The 19,879-nt window shown below is 25.4% G+C and carries 20 protein-coding genes; 14 read left to right on the plus strand and 6 right to left on the minus strand.

The features are described 5' to 3' along the window. Positions 1–90: 90 nt before the first annotated feature. A complete protein-coding gene (locus tag AELL_RS01690) occupies positions 91–834 on the plus strand; it encodes a CRISPR-associated endoribonuclease Cas6 (RefSeq protein WP_118916275.1) in 744 nt (247 codons plus the stop codon). Between the two features lie 7 nt (positions 835–841). On the opposite strand, the gene AELL_RS01695 is transcribed toward AELL_RS01690, so the two are convergent. Together AELL_RS01695 and AELL_RS01700 are read right to left on the minus strand one after the other, a co-directional pair. Next, positions 842–3,382: a [protein-PII] uridylyltransferase family protein gene (locus tag AELL_RS01695; RefSeq protein WP_118916276.1), complete on the minus strand. Its 2,541-nt coding sequence runs from the start codon at positions 3,380–3,382 to the stop codon at positions 842–844. Then, positions 3,379–4,131, minus strand: coding sequence for a sigma 54-interacting transcriptional regulator (locus tag AELL_RS01700; protein ID WP_118916277.1), 753 nt, complete (start codon positions 4,129–4,131; stop codon positions 3,379–3,381). Before AELL_RS01700 ends, AELL_RS01695 begins: the two co-directional genes overlap by 4 nt. Positions 4,132–4,322: 191 nt before the next feature. Between AELL_RS01700 and AELL_RS01705 the strand changes: the two genes are divergently transcribed. Beyond that, positions 4,323–6,080, plus strand: a complete 1,758-nt coding sequence (locus AELL_RS01705; protein ID WP_118916278.1) for an ATP-binding protein — start codon at positions 4,323–4,325, stop codon at positions 6,078–6,080. Positions 6,081–6,119: 39 nt separating this feature from the next. On the opposite strand, the gene AELL_RS01710 is transcribed toward AELL_RS01705, so the two are convergent. Continuing rightward, on the minus strand, positions 6,120–7,007 hold the full coding sequence (locus tag AELL_RS01710) for a hypothetical protein (protein ID WP_118916279.1): 888 nt from the start codon (positions 7,005–7,007) through the stop codon (positions 6,120–6,122). Positions 7,008–7,100: 93 nt separating this feature from the next. Then, complete coding sequence (locus AELL_RS01715) at positions 7,101–9,026, minus strand: ankyrin repeat domain-containing protein (protein WP_118916280.1); 1,926 nt, start codon at positions 9,024–9,026, stop codon at positions 7,101–7,103. 183 nt (positions 9,027–9,209) lie between these two features. Between AELL_RS01715 and amt the strand changes: the two genes are divergently transcribed. The 5 genes from amt to pyrC all read left to right on the plus strand — a co-directional run bounded on the left by amt (position 9,210) and on the right by pyrC (position 13,542). Next, a complete protein-coding gene (gene amt / locus AELL_RS01720) occupies positions 9,210–10,424 on the plus strand; it encodes an ammonium transporter (protein ID WP_118916281.1) in 1,215 nt (404 codons plus the stop codon). Positions 10,425–10,437: 13 nt separating this feature from the next. Continuing rightward, positions 10,438–10,776, plus strand: coding sequence for a P-II family nitrogen regulator (locus AELL_RS01725; RefSeq protein ID WP_118916282.1), 339 nt, complete (start codon positions 10,438–10,440; stop codon positions 10,774–10,776). Between the two features lie 123 nt (positions 10,777–10,899). Continuing rightward, complete coding sequence (locus AELL_RS01730; RefSeq protein WP_118916283.1) at positions 10,900–12,087, plus strand: ammonium transporter; 1,188 nt, start codon at positions 10,900–10,902, stop codon at positions 12,085–12,087. A gap of 88 nt (positions 12,088–12,175) precedes the next feature. Continuing rightward, positions 12,176–12,514, plus strand: coding sequence for a P-II family nitrogen regulator (locus tag AELL_RS01735; protein ID WP_118916284.1), 339 nt, complete (start codon positions 12,176–12,178; stop codon positions 12,512–12,514). Continuing rightward, positions 12,514–13,542: a dihydroorotase gene (gene pyrC, locus AELL_RS01740; protein ID WP_118916285.1), complete on the plus strand. Its 1,029-nt coding sequence runs from the start codon at positions 12,514–12,516 to the stop codon at positions 13,540–13,542. Before AELL_RS01735 ends, pyrC begins: the two co-directional genes overlap by 1 nt. Before the next feature lie 15 nt (positions 13,543–13,557). On the opposite strand, the gene fliM is transcribed toward pyrC, so the two are convergent. Beyond that, a complete protein-coding gene (gene fliM / locus AELL_RS01745; RefSeq protein ID WP_118916286.1) occupies positions 13,558–14,655 on the minus strand; it encodes a flagellar motor switch protein FliM in 1,098 nt (365 codons plus the stop codon). Between the two features lies 1 nt (position 14,656). Then, on the minus strand, positions 14,657–15,712 hold the full coding sequence (locus tag AELL_RS01750; protein ID WP_226806003.1) for a flagellar basal body P-ring protein FlgI: 1,056 nt from the start codon (positions 15,710–15,712) through the stop codon (positions 14,657–14,659). 90 nt (positions 15,713–15,802) lie between these two features. On the opposite strand from AELL_RS01750, the gene AELL_RS01755 reads away from it, so the two are divergent. From AELL_RS01755 to AELL_RS01785, 7 genes are read left to right on the plus strand one after another with little or no spacing between them, the layout of a single operon-like run. Next, the gene (locus AELL_RS01755) at positions 15,803–17,023 is read left to right on the plus strand and encodes a hypothetical protein (RefSeq protein WP_118916288.1); all 1,221 of its coding nucleotides are present in this window, start codon (positions 15,803–15,805) and stop codon (positions 17,021–17,023) included. Positions 17,024–17,025: 2 nt separating this feature from the next. Next, a complete protein-coding gene (locus AELL_RS01760) occupies positions 17,026–17,286 on the plus strand; it encodes a flagellar biosynthetic protein FliQ (protein WP_118916289.1) in 261 nt (86 codons plus the stop codon). A gap of 1 nt (position 17,287) precedes the next feature. After that, the gene (locus AELL_RS01765) at positions 17,288–17,692 is read left to right on the plus strand and encodes a hypothetical protein (protein ID WP_118916290.1); all 405 of its coding nucleotides are present in this window, start codon (positions 17,288–17,290) and stop codon (positions 17,690–17,692) included. A 12-nt stretch (positions 17,693–17,704) separates the two neighbouring features. Beyond that, positions 17,705–18,190: a MotE family protein gene (locus AELL_RS01770; protein WP_118916291.1), complete on the plus strand. Its 486-nt coding sequence runs from the start codon at positions 17,705–17,707 to the stop codon at positions 18,188–18,190. Position 18,191: 1 nt separating this feature from the next. Further along, a complete protein-coding gene (locus AELL_RS01775) occupies positions 18,192–18,719 on the plus strand; it encodes a flagellar basal body-associated FliL family protein (protein WP_118916292.1) in 528 nt (175 codons plus the stop codon). Next, positions 18,719–19,150, plus strand: a complete 432-nt coding sequence (locus tag AELL_RS01780) for a hypothetical protein (RefSeq protein WP_118916293.1) — start codon at positions 18,719–18,721, stop codon at positions 19,148–19,150. The genes AELL_RS01775 and AELL_RS01780 overlap by 1 nt, the downstream gene beginning before the upstream one ends. Beyond that, entirely contained in the window at positions 19,137–19,844 is a 708-nt protein-coding gene (locus AELL_RS01785) for a flagellar basal body L-ring protein FlgH (protein ID WP_118916294.1), read from the plus strand. The genes AELL_RS01780 and AELL_RS01785 overlap by 14 nt, the downstream gene beginning before the upstream one ends. Positions 19,845–19,879: the final 35 nt, after the last annotated feature.

Raw genomic sequence — 19,879 nt, forward strand, 5'->3', positions numbered from 1 at the left:
TTTTTTTCAAAATCAAAAAAAGAGTCTTTTATGAGTCTTTTGTTTGTTAGAATGTTTACTTTGTAAATAAATTGTAACAAAGAGTTTTAAATGACTTTATTTGAACTAAAATGCGAAGCATATTTAAAAGATTTTATAGAATTAAAAGAGAGTTTTGATATCTTATCAAAATATATAAATTTTTCTATTTACCAAAGTAAAAAGTTGGATTTAGAAAATAAAGATAAATCTATGAATAACTACTGTTTTGGGAATTTCTACCCAACAGAGAGTGATAGAATTTATAAAAAAGATAAGGTTTATAAATTTGTAATTAGAAGTATTGATAAAGAATTAATTGATGAATTAGAAATTTTACTTTATCAAAATGTAAACAATAAATTTTTACAAGTAATAAATGTAGAAAAAAAAGATATAAAACAATATTTTATTAAAGAGTTATATAGTGCAACTCCTGTAATTGTATCTGATAGAAGAGATTCTCAAGGAAAACAACTATTTTGGTCACTATATTACAATGGAGATATTTCATCTTTACAAAAAAGACTTCAAAATAATTTAGAAAAGAAGTTAAAACAGTTTTACAAAGAAGAGGTAAATGATTCAAATAGTTTTATTCAAGAAATTGAATTAAAAAATGAAAAACCTCAATCAATCTATTTTAAAACAACAAAAAATAGTAAAGAAAAAATTGTAAGATTAATTGGTAATAAATTAAGAATTGTGCCAAATAAAGATGAAATATCACAAAAACTAGCTTTTTTATCCCTTGCTGTAGGTTTAGGTGAAAAAAGTAGTTTAGGTGGAGGTTTTTGTTTTGGAAGAGGAGCTTAAAACAGTTTTATTCTGTTTTATCCCCTCTACACATAAGATTTACAATCTCATCTTGGTTTGAACAAAAATTTCCATTCTTTTCAATCAAAATTAAATCCCTTGCATAACCTTTTAAAGTGTGAAGTTTTGCACTTTCAATTTCAACATTAAAATCATCAAAGATTTTAGCTATATATGCAAATAAACCTTTTTGGTCTTTTGCTATTATGTGCATAGCTGCAAGATATGCTGTGTGATTACAATCAATTTTTATATTCTCTTTTTTTATAACTGGAGTTAGAAGAGTTGTTGTTTTACTCATATCAAAAGAGTCTTTTATAATCTCTTCAATAAAATAAATATCTTCATTATCAACTTTTTCTGAAAAAGAGATTTCAAAGGCTTTTTTATTGTCATAAAGTTTAAAAATATTCATATAGGCAATATTTAAAAACTCTAACTTTCCTAATAAATAACCAAGATTTAAAGGTGATTTTCTAATGATTCTAATTGTTAATTGAGGCTCATTAGTGATTTTATAAATATAAGTATCAACATCTTTTGCTTTTATTGCAATATCTAAAATCTCTTCAGCTTTTAATCGTAAAAAGATTTGATTTGAAGCTATATACATAATTTTCTTTTGTAAAATTGAAGGAAGGTCTTTATATCTTTCAAGATTTTTGATTGCATTTTGTTTTGCAATTCTTCTTTTACTCTCATTTAAAAACTCTTCATCTTCAAAAGCTGGTAAAGATTGATAATATAATTGTCTTAATAATGAAGAAATAGAACTATTAAAAATATTTTTTGCAACAGCAGAAATATCACAATATGTAATCACATATAACATATTTAAAGACTCTTTTGTTTTTATAAGACCTGTAAAGTTTAAAATAGTTTTTTCAGAATAAATATCTTCATGGGTTGCCATATATGACATCATATTATGATACCTAACTAAATTTGCACCAACTTTTATAAACTCTTCATCAAAATCAAAAGATTTCATCATACTTTTAAATAGTTTTTCCCCTACGATATGATGATCTTCTTTTCTTCCTTTTCCAATATCATGGAAAAATGATACAAGTCTTACGATAATTTTTTGTTCATTTGTAAGTTCATCGTAAATTGATTTTACATGTTCATTTTCAATATTTTGAGCAAATTTTAATGTTTTTATAGAGTGAATATCCACAGGATGTTTATGATATCCATCAAATTGTGGTAAATCTATCATAGTTTTTGTACTAGGAAGTACAGCCCTAAATAGTCCTGCATTATAAATAAGTTTAATCAACGGATACAAATTTGGTTTACACAAAAGAGTTTTTACAGTTTTTTTCAGCTCTTTAGTTTGAACTTTTGGAAGTTTAGTTTTACTTGCATAATAGATATATGACCTATCGAATTTTTCAACATTTGAAGGTAATTCAATTAATTCTTTAAGTAGATTATTTAAAGATTGAGGTTTTGTACTAAAAGAACAATAGAGTTCATTTTCTATTATGTAAAGATTTTTTTTGTATCTTTTTGTTTTTAATTTTGTAATATTAGTAGCTTCAAACAAAGCAATTCTTGTGAATTTTTTTACCATAGTTGCTGTGAAATTATGAATAATATGTAAACAAGAGATGATTTTTGTCATACAAAGTCTATCTTTTGTATATCTTGATGTACTTTTAAATCCGAGTTTTGAGCTCAAATCAGGCAATATATCAAAAGTTACTTGGTCTAATTTTTTTCTAGCAATATTATGTAAAGCATTTCTAACTTGAAAAATAAATTCTAAGGCTTGTCGATATTTTCTATATTCATCTTCTGTAAATTGTCTTCCAACTAAATCTTTTGTATTTGTAACTCCATACAATATATTAGCCATCCAATACATCATATTTGATTCTCTAATCCCACCATAACCATCTTTTATATTCGGTTCCATTTTTAGTGGATATTTTAAAAGTCTTTGTTTATGTTCTTCAAGTTTTTCTAAAATAAACTCTTTTTGATTTGTATTTCTAATGATTTTTAATACATTTTCATATCTAAACCACAAAATTTTAGAACCATAAATCATTCTTGATTCTAAAATCGAACTTTTTATTGTAATATCTTCTTTTACAGCTTCACTTATCTCTTTTAGTTCATGAACCCTAGAACCTAGTTTTAAACCACAATCCCAAGCCAAAGTTATAAACTCTTCCATAATATCTTTTAGATTATAACCTTTGATATTTTCATATAAAATCATAATATCAATATCAGAATAAATACACAGTTGTTCTCTTCCATAAGAACCTAAAGCAATCAAAGAAATTGGAATTGAAGTACTCATTGGTTGATGAGAACCAAAATTTTTTCTTAGGATATATTTGTATAAAAGGATTAAAAATTTATCTGTATGTTTTGTATGTTTGATGAAAAAATCTTTTCCACCCGTTGTTTCAACAGTTGTATCAATTGAGTCTAAATAGTTTTTATAGTATGTTTTAAAAACTTTAGAAATTTGAAAATCTGTTGCATTATTTGAGATTAGTTCTTCAATTTGAATATTTAATTCTGTCATAATAAGTCTTTATAAATTTCCAATTTTTTTCTTAGAGTAATTCTATTTAAACCTAAGTGTTTTGCAACTTGAACTTGAGATTTATATTTTTTTGTTGCAGCTTTTAGTAAAGGAACTTCAAAAATATATGATAAATCTTTATAAGAATTTTCTCCATATAAATTTTCACTTATATATTTTTCTAAAAACATTAAAATTTCATGTTCTCCAATAGTTTCAAAAAGGTAAGAAAAATAGATAGATTTTCTTAAACTATGCGAGTTGTTGGAAATATTTATAATTAGTTTTGATTGGGGAATTAAAGGCATATCTAAAATAGCACTAGCTTCTTGCGAAAATTTATTTACTAAAGCTTTTGTATCCTCTTCTCTTTTACTTAAAACAGGAATTTCTAAGTTAATTGAAAAGATATCTTTTAATTTTTGATTTAGATTTTCTGTTGGAGAAATAGCAATAATTCTTATAGAGTTCTCTTCTATCCATTTTAAAAATATATCTATGTTAGTGATTTCATTTATTTTGTCAATAATAATAGCTTCATTTTGTAAAGTTAGTACATCATCTACGATATCTTTTTGTAAATTTTTTGCTTCATAAATTTCAGATTGGGGTAATATATATTTTGCTAAAGATTTTTTACCAACACCATTTTCTCCAAGAATTAAAGCGTTTACTTCTACTGCTTGTAAAAGTTTAGCTGAGTTTAAAATCTCCTTGGAAATACTATCTTTTGCTATATATTCTTGCATACTATATTACCTCTACTGAATCTGAAAATTTTGAATAGAAAATCCGTTATTAAAATATTATACTGTATAAAAATGAAAAAAAACTAAAAAAATGTATAAAAAATAAACAATTGTAACAATAAATAAAATTATTATTTAATTAAAAATATGTAATACTCTAAACAACAGAATAATAAATAAGAAGGCTTTATTTGAAGAAGAAAAGTAAATATATTTTAATAAATTTTTTAGTGCTAGTTCTTCTTTGTTTTATAACGGCTTTAGGTGGTACTCAGTTTATTCTTAAAAAAGAAAAAGAGCTTTTACAAGAGAAATATAATAGTGTAACAATCAATATTAAAGATAAAATTAATTCTTTGATTCTTTCTAAAAAAAATGCAACATTAGCTATTACTTTGACTTTAGCTGAAAATGAAAATATCAAAAAACCTATTCTTAAAACAAATGAAAAAAATTTTTATGATTTGGATATTTTAAGTAAAAAATTAAGAGATTATACAGATTTTAAAAATGTTTGGTTCCAAATAATTAATAAAGAGGGAATCTCTGTTTATAGAAGTTGGACAAAAGATAAAAACGATGAAATAAAATTATATAGATTGGATTTACAAAAAATATTAGAAAAACCTCAAATAAAAAATACAATAAGTGTTGGAATTTATGATATTACATTCAAATCAATTGTTCCAATTTATGAAGATAATAATTTTATAGGAATATTAGAAGGAATAACACATTTTAACTCTATTACAAAAGATTTAAGAGAAATTGATAACTTAGAACCAATAATTTTAGTGGATAAATATTTTACTAAACAACTAAAAGAGAACAGTTTTAGTAAGATATTTTTTAAAGATTATTATGTCCCAAATATTGATGTTTCAAAAGAGTTATTGAGTTATTTAGAAAAAGAAGAGATAGAAAACTTTTTGAAAATAAATAGTTATTTAATAAAAGATGGAAAAATAATTACAAATTTTCAGATTTATCAAGATGATGTTAAATTGGCAAATATTTTGGTATTTAAAGATTTGAATTTAATTGATATATCAGAAATAATAAAATTCAAACAACATGCCTTTTTATATTTGATTCTATTTTTAATTCTTTTATGTTTAACAGTTTTAATTATTAGTTATTATATTTATTCAAAGAGATTAAAAGAGTTGAATTTATATTTACAACAAACTGTAAACAAAGAAATCATAAAAAATGATGAAAAAAATAAACTTTTATTTCAACAAAATAAAATGGCAGCAATGGGTGAAATGATAGAAAATATCGCTCATCAATGGAGACAACCTTTATCTATTATTACAACATCAGCTTCTTCAATAAAATTAAAAAAAGAGTATGGAGTTTTAGAAGATAAAGAGTGTGAAGAATCTCTTAATTATATAATTGATACAGCAAATTATTTATCAAATACTATAGATGATTTTAGATACTATTTTTCTCCACAGAAAAACAAGAATTTATTCAAAAGCATTGATTTGATAGAAAAAGCTTTAAATATCGTAAAAATTTCATTTAATAAAAATGATATAAAAATTATAAAAGAGATTGAAGATTGTGAAGTTTTAACTTTTGAAAATGAGTTATTACAAGTGATAATAAATATTTTAAATAATGCAGAAGATGAACTAATAAAAAAAGAGAAAGATTTTGAAAAATATTTATTTATAAAAATAGTTAAAGAAAAAAATACTTTAGAAATTTTTATAAAAGATAATGCAGGTGGAATAAAAGAAGAGATAATAGATAGAATTTTTGAACCATATTTTACTACTAAACATAAAAGTAAAGGTACAGGAATAGGATTATATATGTGTGAAGAGATAATAAATAAACATATAAAAGGAACTATTAGTGTTTCAAATGAAAAATATGTTTATCAAAATAAAGAGTATATAGGAGCAATGTTTAAAATAAGTATACCTATTTCATAAAAAGCAATGGCTATTAAAGCCATTGCAAAAAGATTAAGATTATAGATTTTGTGAATCTGTAGTTTGTTTGTATCGTTTTGATGAAAAGTAAATAAATACAGTTAATGAAATAAGAATCAAGGCAATTCCAGCTATTAAATAAAAAGCATTTATCATCTGGTCATAGTCATTAATTGCAATTTTAAATACAACAATTAAAGCTTCAATAGATAAGGCAATGATAATTGTTGTTAAAAATTTTGTTAAAAGTTTTGTTTCAACTCTTGAATTTTTTGAATAAGATTTAAAAAATACTTCTTGTTCTAAAATTGTTTTTGCTAAATCAAATATTGCAATACTTAAAGTTAAAGCAATAATAGGTTTAAAAATCATTTCTAAAACAATATCATGTTTAGAAAAAATATAGATTACAAAATCGTATAATGAAAAGATTATTGTTGCCAATGCTAAAAGCATCATAGAAAAACCAGCTAAAATATAAAAGCCTTTTGTAAGGCTATGAAATGGTTTATTTAATTCAATTAAATTTAATTTCTGTAATAAAACATCAATTTGAAAATCTAAAAAAAAGATTTCATCTCCCTCTTTTATTGTAACAGTTACACATGTACTTCTAGTTGCACTACTTATATATGGTTTTGAAAAAGCCATATTTGATTCTTTGAAGTGTAGTTTTGAGATTAAATGTGATCTATCTTTATCTTTTCCATTCTCATCAATTTTATATCTATAAAAATTGTTTGATGTTTGGATTTTTGTATCTTTATTGATAATATAAACTAATTCTAAAGATGGAAATATTTTATAAAGCTGTTTAAAATCGTTTTTTTTGTGAGATGATAAACTCCCAATATTTTTTAAACTCTCTTGTAAAAAATATTCAATATCTTCTTGGTGTTGTATATAGGTTTCAAAAAATTCTTTCATAATATATTCCTATTGTATATTTTTTATGTAATTATATAAAAAATTTACCATAGGAAAGAGAATATATTGTTTATTAACTAATCAGTTAAGAATTTATATTTTAATACCAAACTCTTTAATCATATTGTCTGCAAGTAATTTTAAGTTTGCTTTATCAACTTCTTTTTCTACACCTTTTGTCAAATTTATAATATTTGAATGGTATTTTTCAAGAAACTTAAGTATTTTAGGGTCTTTTTTCATAGGATTATTTACTAAAGCACCTTCATCAAGTAGTTCAATAACAAAATCTTTTTTACCCATAAAAGCTGCATAATTTATAGGTCTAACTCCAAACATATCAGGAATATTTACTATTTCTTTGTTGTAGTTATGAATTAATTTAAAATATTTTGTAGTATTTTTCCAAATACAATTATGAATAATACTTCTTCCTTTTGTATCTGTAATATAACAATCAGCTCTTAATTCTAATAATAATCTTATTGTATATTCACATTTTTCTGTAACAGCAACATGTAAAGCAGTTAAGCCTTCATTATTTTTTGCATTTATATCAACACCTGAATTTATAAGGCTTTTTAAAGTATTTAAGTATAACTTTTTGTCTTTTATTTTACCTTGGTAGTTATATTCCATCAATTTAAAGATTATGTTATTCCCATCTTTATCTTTTTGGTTTAGGTTAATATTTTTTATTCTAAGAATTTTAAATAATTTGAAATTAAAATGCAAAATAGATTGGAAAAACATAGGCTCTCCCATTGAATTCAACTGGTTTAAATCAATCTTACAATTTCTTAAAAGATTTTCTAAAACAGTTGGATATTCAGCATCATCATTTAATACAATTTTATATTCAAAGTCTAAATCTTTTCTATTTTGAATATGTAAAATAATATCAATTAAAATTTCAATAATAGATTTCCCAAATTTATTTACTAAAGTTGGATTTGCACCTTTTCCCAAATAAAGTTTTATTAAATCACTGTTTCTAATACCATTTAAAACTAGAATTAATAAAACAGTTTCACCATTATTATTTTCATGGTTTAAGTGAATATTTGATGTTTCTAAAAATAGATTAATCAAATCTCTATCTTCACTTCTTGTAGCTAAAAAAAGCGCATTTTCATTTTTATTATCTAAGGCTTCAACATTTATACCAAGATTTATAAGTTCTTTAATCATCTCAAAATGGCTATTTCTTTGTTCAATATCTTCTTTTGGAGTATTTAAAAAATAGTTAACTGATTCCATCAATAAAGTTGTATTTTGAGAACTTCTACTGTTTATATTACATCCAAGACTTACAGCTTTTTCAATAATACTAATATTTTCAATACCTTTTGTTATGGCATAAAATAGAAAATTTTTACCATTTTTATCTAATATTGTAGGGTCTGCTCCTAAATCCATCAATAATAGAGCTAAACTATTGTTTTTTAATACAATTTCTTTATGTAAAATTGTATTTCCCTCTTCATTAATTTGATTAAGATTAACCTCTTTTAACGAAGCGACTCTTTTTATAATTTCTAAATTTCCATTAGCAATAGCATCAAAAATAAGATTGTTTCCGTGAACATCACAATTTCCTAAGTTTGTTGTAACTTCTATCAAATAATTTACAATTCTATTATTTGCACTTATTACAGCATCTTGTAACGCAGTTCTTTTATATATATTTAGGTGATTTATATCTGCTTTATAATCAACTAATAATTGAATAATAGCACTACTTTTAGAGTGAATAGAATAAAAAATTGCAGTCTCTTTTTGAGCATTTTCAATTTCAGGACTAACTCCTTGTTCAAGAAGCCATTGAACTGATTGAAATAACTCTTTTTTGCAGCAATAATGTAAAATATGTTCATCTTTGTAATAGTATGAATTTAAGTTAATGTCTAATTGAGTGTAAATTTTAGTTATTTTTTCTAAATTGAAAGAAGAACTCAATAGCTCTTTTATAAATTCATCTTCGGTTATTTTGGTCTTCTTAAGAAGTTTATTAAACATTATTTTTCCCATTATTTGCAATTTAATTTAATAGACATTATATAATAAAAATTTTAAATTTTTCAATTTTCAAAACTATAAAAATAAAAAACAAATATAATGTATAAAAAATATACAGATATATGTTTACTTATTGTCTAAAAATTTCTATAATTTGAATAGATAAATTGACAAAGGAGTCTTATGGAAAATTTTACTGATGTAAAATATATTTTAGATGGTTTTCTGTTTGTGTTCGCAGGAATCCTTGTAATGTGGATGGCGGCTGGTTTTGCTATGTTAGAATCAGGTTTAACAAGAACAAAAAATACAGCAACAGTTTTAACTAAAAATGTTGTTTTATTTGCAGTTTCTTGTATTATGTTCTATTTTGTAGGATATAACTTCATGTATGGTGAAGGAAGTTCATTCATTGGTAGTGGTGCTATGCTTTCTGGTAAAACAAGTGAAGCTTTAGGATATCCAGTAATGGCAGATTTCTTTTTCCAAGTAGTGTTTGTTGCAACAGCTGCTTCAGTTGTTTCAGGAACAATTGCTGAAAGAATGAAATTATGGCCTTTCCTAATCTTTACAGTAGTGTTATCAGGTTTAATTTACCCAATTCAAGGTCACTGGACATGGGGAGGAAGTGAATTAGGTGGATTAATTGCTGGATTCTCTGACTTCGCTGGTTCTACGATTGTTCACTCTGTTGGTGGATGGGCTGCATTAGCTGGAGTATTAATTTTAGGTGCTAGAAAAGGAAAATATACTAAAGATGGTCAAGTAAAACCAATTCCTGGTTCAAATTTACCATTAGCTACTTTAGGTACATTCATTTTATGGATGGGATGGTTCGGATTTAATGGTGGTTCTCAATTAGCATTAGGTTCTAAAGAGGATATTGATGGAATTGCATCAGTTGTTGCAAGTACAAATATGGCAGCTTGTGCAGGTGCTATAATGGCGGCTATTTTAACTCAACTTATCTATAAAAAAGTTGATTTAACTATGGTTTTAAATGGTGCTTTAGCTGGTCTTGTTTCTTGTACAGCAGGTCCTGATTTAGGTATGAATATTGCATTTATTGAAGGTTTAATTGGTGGAGCATTAGTTGTATTTGCAGTACCATTCTTTGATAAACTTAGAATTGATGATCCAGTTGGAGCATTATCTGTTCACTTAGTTGCAGGTATTTGGGGAACATTAGCTGTTGGTATTTTCAATCCAGAAGTTGCTTTATTAGCACAAGTAAAAGGAATTGTTGTAATCGGTGCGTTTGTATTCATTTCATCATTCATTGTATGGAAAATCTTAGACTTAATCATTGGATTAAGAGTTGATGAAGAAACTGAAGTAAATGGTCTTGACATTCATGAAACTGGATTAGAAGCTTATCCAGAATTTAAAAGAGCATAATTAAGGATAAATAATGAAAAAAATTGAGATTATAATTAAACCTTTTAAATTAGAAGATGTAAAAGATGCTTTAGTTGAAGCTGGAATTACAGGTATGAGTGTTTATGATGTAAAAGGTTATGGAAGACAACAAGGTCATAGTGAGCTTTATAGAGGAGCTGAGTATGTAGTTGATTTTTTACCAAAAATCAAAATTGATGTAGTGGTAAAAGATGAGATGGTTGAAACAGTTATAAATGCAGTTGTTAATTCAGCTAAAACTGGAAAAATTGGAGATGGTAAAATCTTTGTATCATCTTTAGATGAAGTAGTAAGAATTAGAACTGAAGAGCGAGGAAGCGAAGCAGTTTAATTTTTCTACCAATAGTAAGGAAATAAACTTTCCTTACTATATGTGTATAAAATATAAACAATCTTAACTCACATTATAAAAAGTATACTGTTATAATATTCAAAAAACTATAAGGAATATTATATGGGTATAGAATCATTATCTTACGTTATTGATACTCTGTATGCAATCTTTGCAATGACTTTAATCATTTTTATGGTTCCAGGTTTTGCAATGTTAGAAGCAGGAATTGTTAGAACAAAAAATGTTACAGCAGTACTAACTATAAATACACTTATTTATGCAATCGCATCACTATCATTTTTATTATTTGGATATTCATTAGCCTTTGGTGAATTAGGAAGTGATACAATGAGTAAATATGCAGCTTTCTTATTTCAAATGGCATTCGTTGGAAAAGTAATAAATATCATGAGTGGTGGAGTTAGTGAAAGAGCTAAAGTTATTCCTTTAGCAATATTTACAGTAATTATGGCAGCAGTTTTATATCCATTAGTTGTAAATGTAACTTGGGGTTCAAATTTTCTTGAAGGAACGGTTTTAGAATTATCAATGTATGATTTAGCTGGTTCAAGTGTAATTCATAGTACAGGTGGTTGGGCATTATTAGCTGCAATTTTAATTATTGGTGCTAGACGTGGAAGATATACTCCTGAAGGTGGAATTAGAGTAATTCCTGCTTCAAATATTCCTTTAGTTACACTTGGGGCATTTTTATTATGGATTGGTTGGTTTGGATTCAACGGTGGAAGTGTTGGTTCAATAGCATCAAAAGAGAATGCAGATTTAGTTGCTTTAACAATTATGAATACAAACACAGCTGGTTTAAGTGGAGCTATAATTGTTGCAATAATTATGCAAATAATGTATAAAAAACTAGATTTAACTATGATTTTAAATGGTGCATTAGGTGGTTTAGTTGCAATAACAGCAGGTCCAGATTTATATGATATCTATACACCTATCTTAATAGGTGCAATTGGTGGAGTATTAGTTGTAATAGGTGTTTCTATGTTTGATAAACTTAGAATTGATGATCCAGTTGGAGCATTATCTGTTCACCTTGTAAATGGAATTTGGGGAACAATAGCTGTTGGAATTTTTGCATCAAATGGAGATGATATAACTTTATTAGGTCAATTAAAAGGAATTTTACTTATTGCTATTTTTGCATTTGTAAGTTCATATATTGTTTTATTTATTATCAATAAAATTATACCTTTAAGAGCAGGAAATGATGAAGAAATGCAAGGATTAGATGTTGATGAATGTGGAATTGAAGCTTATCCAGAATTTAAACGTGCATTCTAAAGTTGTTAATATTATCTAACAAAATAGTTAGATAATATTAATTTAATAAATTTTTGTTAAAATATATTAACTAAAAAAAGGATTAATAGTGAAAAAAATTGAAGCTGTAATTAAACCATTTAAACTAGAAGATGTAAAAGATGCATTAGCACAAGCTGGTGTAACAGGTATGACTGTATCAGACGTAAAAGGTTATGGAAGACAACAAGGTCATAGTGAACTTTATAGAGGTGCTGAGTATGTAGTTGATTTTTTACCAAAAATTAAAATTGACTTGATTGTTGCAGATGATAGTGTTGATTCTATTATCTCTGTAATTATTGAAGCAGCAAAAACAGGGAAAATTGGAGATGGTAAAATTTTTGTTTCGCCAGTTGAAAAAATAGTAAGAATCAGAACTGGTGAGCAAGATGAGGAAGCTATTTAATGGCTGAATTAACATTTGAAATTAATGAACCTTTGGATATGCATCTTCATTTAAGAGATGCAGATATGTTAAAACTTGTTGGTCCATTAACTTCTAAAACATTTAGTGGTGCATTAATTATGCCAAATTTAGTGCCACCTATTACAACAAAAGAAGCTTTATTATCTTACAAACAAAGAATTAAAGAGGCTTGTATAGCTGATAAATTTGAACCTTTTGTAACTTTATTTTTTAAAAATGATTATTCATATGATTTTTTAGCTGATATAAAAGATGATATTATTGGTATTAAACTTTATCCAGCAGGAATTACAACAAATTCTGAAACAGGTGTTGCTTCAATGGATGTTGAAGTTTTAAGACCAACTTTAGAATCTATGAGTAAACTGGGAATTCCATTATGTATTCATGGTGAAACAAATGGTTTTGTAATGGATAGAGAAAAAGAGTTTATGCCAATTTATGAAGCAATTGCAATTGCTTTTCCTGATTTAAAAATCATTATGGAACATATTACAACAAAAGATGCTATTGAATTATTGGATAAATACGACAATTTATTCGCAACAGTAACTCTTCATCATTTAATAATTACACTTGATGATGTTGCAGGAGGAATGTTAAATCCACATCTATTTTGTAAACCTATTGCAAAAAGACCTGAAGATAGAAGTGCTTTATTAAATGCAGCACTAAAAGCTCATCCAAAACTTATGTTTGGTAGTGATTCAGCTCCTCATCCTAAACATAAAAAAGAGTGTTGTGGTTGTGCTGCAGGTGTATTTACTTCACCTATTGCTTTACAAGTCTTAACAGAACTTTTTGAGAAACATAATGCACTTGATAAATTAAATGCTTTTGTTTCACTAAATGCACAAAAAATTTATAACTTAAATTTAGAGAAAAAAACTATTAAATTAGTAAAAAAAGATTTTGTAGTTCCAGCTATTTATGAGTATAAAAATGAAAATGTTGTTCCTATGTATGCAGGAGAAACAATTTCTTGGAGTATTGAAAGTATAAATTAAAAGAGATAGTTAAAATTAACTATTTCTTTGATTTAGAAGTTTTCTAATATTTTCTGCTGTCTCTTTTGCTTTTATTTCTCTTTCTTCTCTCATTGCTCTTAGAGTATCTAAAGTCTCTTGTTTTTCTCTATCTAAATTAGCTTTTATTTGTATTGCTTTTCTATTATTTGAGATTCCAGAAATTGCACTAAATTTTTCTTTTTTATTTATGTAAATTGTTGCTGATGAAGAGGTTGCATTTTTATTGAATACAATAACATCATCTTCTCTTAAATTTAAAATTTCTTGAGTAGTTAATTCAGTTTCTGCCATAATTGATTCTATTTTCATCCTTGCACCAGAAATCAATGTTTTAATATCTCTTTTTCTACTTGTTTTTCTATTTTTACCCTCTGTAAATATTTTTTCAACAATTTTATTTAAAAGAGGTTCAAAATATGAAATAGGATAACAAATAGATAAAAATCCTGATTCTTCATCAATTGTAATTTCTAATACAACAAGCAGAACAATTTCATGGTCTGATACAATTTGAATTGCATTTGCATTTGTATCTCTTGATTCAATTTTAAAATTTAAACTTGAAATATCACTCCAAGTTTTATATAAAATTCTAATAAACATTCTATAAAAATGTTCAAGAATTTCAACTTCAATCTCTGTTAATTCTCTATCAATATTATCTGTTGTATTTACAGCTCCAGAACCTAATAAATCAGCAATAATTTTATGTGAAATAGCTGGGTTGCACTCAATTACAATTCTTCCATCAAGAGGTTTTATAGACAAAGTATTTAGTGAAGTAATTTGAGGAATTGATAAGATAAACTCCCCATAAGTCATTTGTTCAATAGAATAAAGTTTTACATCAACAAGTTTTCTTAGCATTGATGATAAATCGTTAATAAAATCTCTTAACATTTTATCATGCATTGTAGAAAATGCTTTTAATTGTTCAACAGTAATCCTATTTGGTTTTTTAAAGTCATAAATTGAATAATTTTTTTCTTTAGATACAACCTTATCAAGAGGATTACTACCATCAATATCTTCCCCTTGTTCAGCAATATCTAATAGTGCATCAATCTCATCTTGACTTAAAAATTCTGCCATATTATCCTCTTACTTCTATATCAACATCAATTGCACCCATCTCTTTTATCATTTTTATAGTGTCAATTATTTCAGTCATAGGAAGTTTCATAACTTTCATTGAACGAACTAAATCAGATATTGTAGGTGTTCCTTTTGTATTTATCATTGCATTATCAATATTAATAATAGGTTTATCAGCAATTTTAACGTCTTTATCAACACTAACTCCAGGATTCTCTTTTGGGTCATTCCATTGATTATTGTCTAAATCAGTTTTTGCAATTTTTATTGTAAATTTATCTCTTGCAATTGTTACTGGGTCAATTGGAATATCGCCACCAGTTATAACAGATTCTCTACTTACATCAATAATAAGTTTCTTTTTAAATGTAGAATCTAACTCAATATTTTGTACAAGTGCCAAAAATTTTACCATAGAAATATCTGCTGGTTTTTTAATTTCAATTGTTCTTGTATCAAGAGCTGTTGCTAATTTTTTTCCAAATTTTTCATTTATTTTTGTTTCAATTAAATCTGCATTTTTAGCAGAATTTTTTAATAAACTTAATTGTAAAGAAGTTTCATCTCTTAGATTAAAATCTATTTCATTTTCAACAGTTGCACCATCATAAATAAAACCAGTAGTTTTATTATTTTCATTAGCTAAAATAGTACCTTGTGCCAATGCATAAACATTACCATCAACACCTTTTAATTGAGTGATTAAAAGTTCACCATTATCAATAGATTTTGCATCTCCAATTGTTGAAACTTTAACTTTTATTTTATCACCTTGTCTTGAAAATGGTGGCAAATCAGCTGTAACCATAACAGCTGCAATATTTTTAGAATTAATTGAACCTGCTGGAATTTTTATATAAGAGTTTCTAAGAAGATTTTGCAAAGATTGCATTGTAAATTTTGATTTGTCTCCAGTTCCTGGAAGACCCACAATTAATCCATAACCAATAAGCTGATTTTCTCTAATTCCTATTACATTTGAAATATCTTTGATAGTTTGCGAATACAACGATGATAAAAAAAGTGTTACGATGAAAAAATATTTCAATATCATCCTCCATTATTAGTTAGATTTATTTTATCGAAAATTTAATAAAAAAAGGTATAATCAATCATAATAAAATTATTTTACAGGGTTTATATATTGAATATTTATATTTATGGTAATCAAAGTTTTAAAAAAGAGATTATAGAAACATTAGAACATTCAAATATCAAATTTAAACTTGATGGGAATTCTTATATAAAAGAAATAGACTCTTTAAAAGAGCTAAAAGAAACCATTAAAAATAATCCTAAAGATATATATTTAATAGATGATGAAAAAATTATTAAAAAAAATTCTTTAAACAAAAAAATAAAATTTCTAACTCCAAAAGATGCAATAGATGAAGAGTTTTTACTTGATAGTGGAATTGCAGATTTATCAATAAATTCATTAAAAGAAATACCAAAATATATATTGAAAAAATATGAAGAAGATAGAGAATTAGAAGCAGAAAAAGAAGAAAAAATAGAAATTAAAGAAGAAGAGAAAAAAGAGAAAATAGAGCTAGATGATGAACTTGCTATGTTATTAGCAAAAGAAGAACCAGTAGAAAATATTGAATATGAAGAAAAAAGTATAAATGATAATTTTGAAGTAAAAAAAGATGATGATTTTGATGATTTATTTGGTTCTATGGATAGTGGAGTAAATCTTGATGAATTGGAAAATTTAATTGGAACAGAAGAGAAAAACAATTCAGATAGCGATATGGTCGATTTTAATGATAGTTTTGGATTAAATAATATATCATTTGACTATGATGATGAAGATATTGTAAATAATAATGACGATGACGATATTTTAAACGATAAAGGTGAAAAAGTTAGTGATGAAGATTTTTTATCAAACTTTTTAGATGAAAATCTTGAGGAAGAAAAATTTAATGAAGAAGATTATGTTGAAGAAGTATTTGAAGATGTAAATTTTTTAGATGAAATATTTTCAAAAAAAGATAAAGAAGAAGATATTGAAAATGAAGATTTTGAAGAAGAGATAGAAGAAAAATTTGAAGATTTTGATTTTTCAAAAGAAGATGAATTTGAGGTTGAAAAAAATGAGCCTTTAAAAGGAGAAAAAATGGGTGATGATGAATTTTTTGAATTAGATTCTTTAAATGAAAAAGATTTATTAGAGGCTTTAAATATTACAAATGACAATAGTTCAAATAGTAATATAGTAGAAACAAAAAGTGAAATTTCAAAAAATAATAATGAAACAATAAATGTTTCTAGTTCAAATATTGATGAATTATCATTATTGATTTCTAAATTACTAAACAATAAAACGTTAGAGATAACCATAAAACTTAAAGATTAGGTATGGATTTAATAGCGATCTCTGAAAATACCGTAAAAATAATCCTAATTTTAGGATTGCCTTCTTTAATTGTAAGTATGGTAATTGGACTTATAATTTCTATATTTCAAGCAGTAACACAAGTAAGTGATGCTTCTTTATCTTTTGTTCCTAAGATGATATTTGTTTCGGCTTTTATTTTAATATCTCTTCCTTGGATTGGAGATCACATTGAAACATATACAAAAGATTTGTGGAATTTAATATTGATATTTGGAAATTAATTTGATTCAAAAGTTATATAATCTAAAAAAGAATCAAACTGATCAGAAGTTGATGCAAAAGGTTCAGTTAGAATCAAAAATTGAACAAATAAATTTAGAAATAGCTTTTACTCAAAATAAAATAGATACTGCAACAGTTGAAAAACATGGTGCAATTTCAGATTTTATGATTTTAACAATTCATAAAAATACAATGAAAATGCATATACAAAAATTAAGAAAAGAAGAAGAAATTTTAAATAAACAAGTTCAAGCTTTGATAAAAGAGATAATTGAACTTCAAAAAGAGGCTGAACAATTTAAATATATTTTAGATGAAGAAAAAAAAGAGGCCTTTAAAAAGATATTATTAGCAGAAGAAGAGGCCGCTAATGAATATATGCAAAGTAAATATATAAAAGGATAAGAGTTGAATTTCATGAAAAAAATTATAATATTACTTTTTTTAGGAATTTCCCTAAATGCAGAAGAAACAAGTAGTTCTTTAACAAGACAAAAAATTGAAGTTATGGAATTAAAAAAAGAGTTAAATAATTTTTATAATGAAAAAGAAAAAGAGTATCAAGATAGAAAAAAAGAGTTAGAAAATATCCTTGTTCAAATTGAAAAAGAGAAAAATCAAATCAAAAAATTACATGATGATAATCTTCAAATTTTAAAAGATATAAGAAATGAAGTTGAAAATAAAACAGCTAAAATATATAATGCAATGAAGGCAAAAAATGCTGCTGAAATTTTTGACCAAATGATAGATGAAGGCAAAATTGATGATGTTTTTGATATAATTTTGAAACTTAAAGAGAATAATGTAACTCAAATAATGAAATTTCTAAGTGTTACAAATGCATCTATAATTACTCAAAAGCTTGAGAATTATAATATAGAAAATGAGAAAAAGGATTAATATGGCAGAAGAAAATCAAGAAGTTAAAAGTTCAGGTGGAGGAAAAGGTTTAATTATTGTTCTAATTGCTTTAGTTGTAGTTTTATTATTAGCTGTTGTTGGTGGAGGATATTTCCTATACTCACAAGGTGTTTTAAATGGTAATAATCAAACAACACAAGAAGAAGTTAAACCAGAAGCATCTGATAAAGGAGATTCTTTCAAAGCTGATATTAATGATTTAGTATTAAATTTAACTGATTCAAGAGGAAAAGAGAAATTAATGAAATTGTCTTTTTCAATCAAAAGTACAGAACCTACAATTGCAGCAATTGTAGAACAATATAAAGCAGAAATTATTGATGTTGTAATTTCTCAAATAAGTGCGAGAAGTTCTGAAGAATTGTTAACAGTTGGTGGTAAAAATTTATTGAAAGATGAATTAATTCAAGATATAAATAATGTAATAAATAGTGTTACATCATCAGATAGTAAAATCGCAAGAAATAGTGTACAAACTATACTATTTACAACATTTGTAATTAAATAATGATAGTTGCAGTAAAAAGAAATAGAAAATCTAAATTTATTAAATTTATATCATTAGTGGTATTAATAGCTATGTTTGGTGGCTATTATTATCATATGAATAAAACATTTGAAGAAAAACAAAAAATTGAGTTAGCAGAAAAACAAGCCCAAAAAATAGAAGAAGAAAAAAAAGAAAAAGCAAAAAAAGATGTAGAAAGAGCGATACTTTCAGAAGTAGAAAAAGCTGTTGATTTGGTAGGACAAGAACATATTAAACATGTTAAATTAATTGAGAATAAAATAGTAATAGTATGTGAACCTGATACAAATTTAGATGCATTAATTGTAAGATATGGAGTTATGGCTTTGATTAAAAGAACACTAAATGAAATAGTTATAGCAGTTGATGTAAATTTTATTTTAAAAAGTAAATTAAATGAAAAAAAATAGTATTTTTATAATTTTGATAATTGCTTTTTTTTATGGTTGTAGTACATCAGAACCTGAATTAGAGTTTGAAAAACCAGAAATTCAGATTCCAAAAAAATTACCCGAAGCTAGAAAAAACAAAGGTTCTTTGTATTCAATGCAAGGGACTTCTTTATTCGCAGATAAAAAAGATTTACAAGTTGGAGATATTATTCAAATTGTAATTAGTGAAGATTTAACATCAAAAAGTAATAATAAAAGAGAATTATCAAGTACAAGAGATAATAGTTTAGGTGGAGGTGTTTTAGCTGCCACAGGAACAAATACTTTAGGTGCAACAGCTGGTGGAATAGCTAATAAACTAAATAGAAATCTTGGTGTTGATTTTGGAACTAATAGTTCTTCTTCTGATAAAGGTTCTGTAAAAACTCAAGTAGATGAAACTTTTGAAACAACAATTTCTGCAATAATTGAAGAGACTTACCAAAATGGGAATTATTATATAAAAGGTAAAAAAGAGATGTTGATTGAAGGGCAAAAACAGAATATTATTATTAGTGGTGTAATAAGACCATATGATATAACTTCTGATAATTCAATTAATTCTTCTCAAATTGCAAATTTGAAACTTTTATATGAAAAAGATGGAGTAGAATCAGAAATACTTGAAACACCGTGGGGATTAAGATTTATGAGAGCAATCTGGCCATTTTAATCTAATTTTAAGAAATGTAATGCAATAATTTTATA

Source organism: Arcobacter ellisii (assembly GCF_003544915.1).
In the GTDB taxonomy this organism is placed as follows: domain Bacteria; phylum Campylobacterota; class Campylobacteria; order Campylobacterales; family Arcobacteraceae; genus Aliarcobacter; species Aliarcobacter ellisii.

Coding starts and splice junctions, on each gene's coding strand:
- AELL_RS01690 (WP_118916275.1), top strand. CDS start 91: ATGACTTTATTTGAACTAAAATGCGAAGCATATTTAAAAGATTTTATA.
- AELL_RS01695 (WP_118916276.1), bottom strand. CDS start 3,382: ATGACAGAATTAAATATTCAAATTGAAGAACTAATCTCAAATAATGCA.
- AELL_RS01700 (WP_118916277.1), bottom strand. CDS start 4,131: ATGCAAGAATATATAGCAAAAGATAGTATTTCCAAGGAGATTTTAAAC.
- AELL_RS01710 (WP_118916279.1), bottom strand. CDS start 7,007: ATGAAAGAATTTTTTGAAACCTATATACAACACCAAGAAGATATTGAA.
- AELL_RS01715 (WP_118916280.1), bottom strand. CDS start 9,026: ATGTTTAATAAACTTCTTAAGAAGACCAAAATAACCGAAGATGAATTT.
- amt (WP_118916281.1), top strand. CDS start 9,210: ATGGAAAATTTTACTGATGTAAAATATATTTTAGATGGTTTTCTGTTT.
- AELL_RS01725 (WP_118916282.1), top strand. CDS start 10,438: ATGAAAAAAATTGAGATTATAATTAAACCTTTTAAATTAGAAGATGTA.
- AELL_RS01730 (WP_118916283.1), top strand. CDS start 10,900: ATGGGTATAGAATCATTATCTTACGTTATTGATACTCTGTATGCAATC.
- pyrC (WP_118916285.1), top strand. CDS start 12,514: ATGGCTGAATTAACATTTGAAATTAATGAACCTTTGGATATGCATCTT.
- fliM (WP_118916286.1), bottom strand. CDS start 14,655: ATGGCAGAATTTTTAAGTCAAGATGAGATTGATGCACTATTAGATATT.
- AELL_RS01750 (WP_226806003.1), bottom strand. CDS start 15,712: ATGATATTGAAATATTTTTTCATCGTAACACTTTTTTTATCATCGTTG.
- AELL_RS01760 (WP_118916289.1), top strand. CDS start 17,026: ATGGATTTAATAGCGATCTCTGAAAATACCGTAAAAATAATCCTAATT.
- AELL_RS01770 (WP_118916291.1), top strand. CDS start 17,705: ATGAAAAAAATTATAATATTACTTTTTTTAGGAATTTCCCTAAATGCA.
- AELL_RS01775 (WP_118916292.1), top strand. CDS start 18,192: ATGGCAGAAGAAAATCAAGAAGTTAAAAGTTCAGGTGGAGGAAAAGGT.
- AELL_RS01780 (WP_118916293.1), top strand. CDS start 18,719: ATGATAGTTGCAGTAAAAAGAAATAGAAAATCTAAATTTATTAAATTT.
- AELL_RS01785 (WP_118916294.1), top strand. CDS start 19,137: ATGAAAAAAAATAGTATTTTTATAATTTTGATAATTGCTTTTTTTTAT.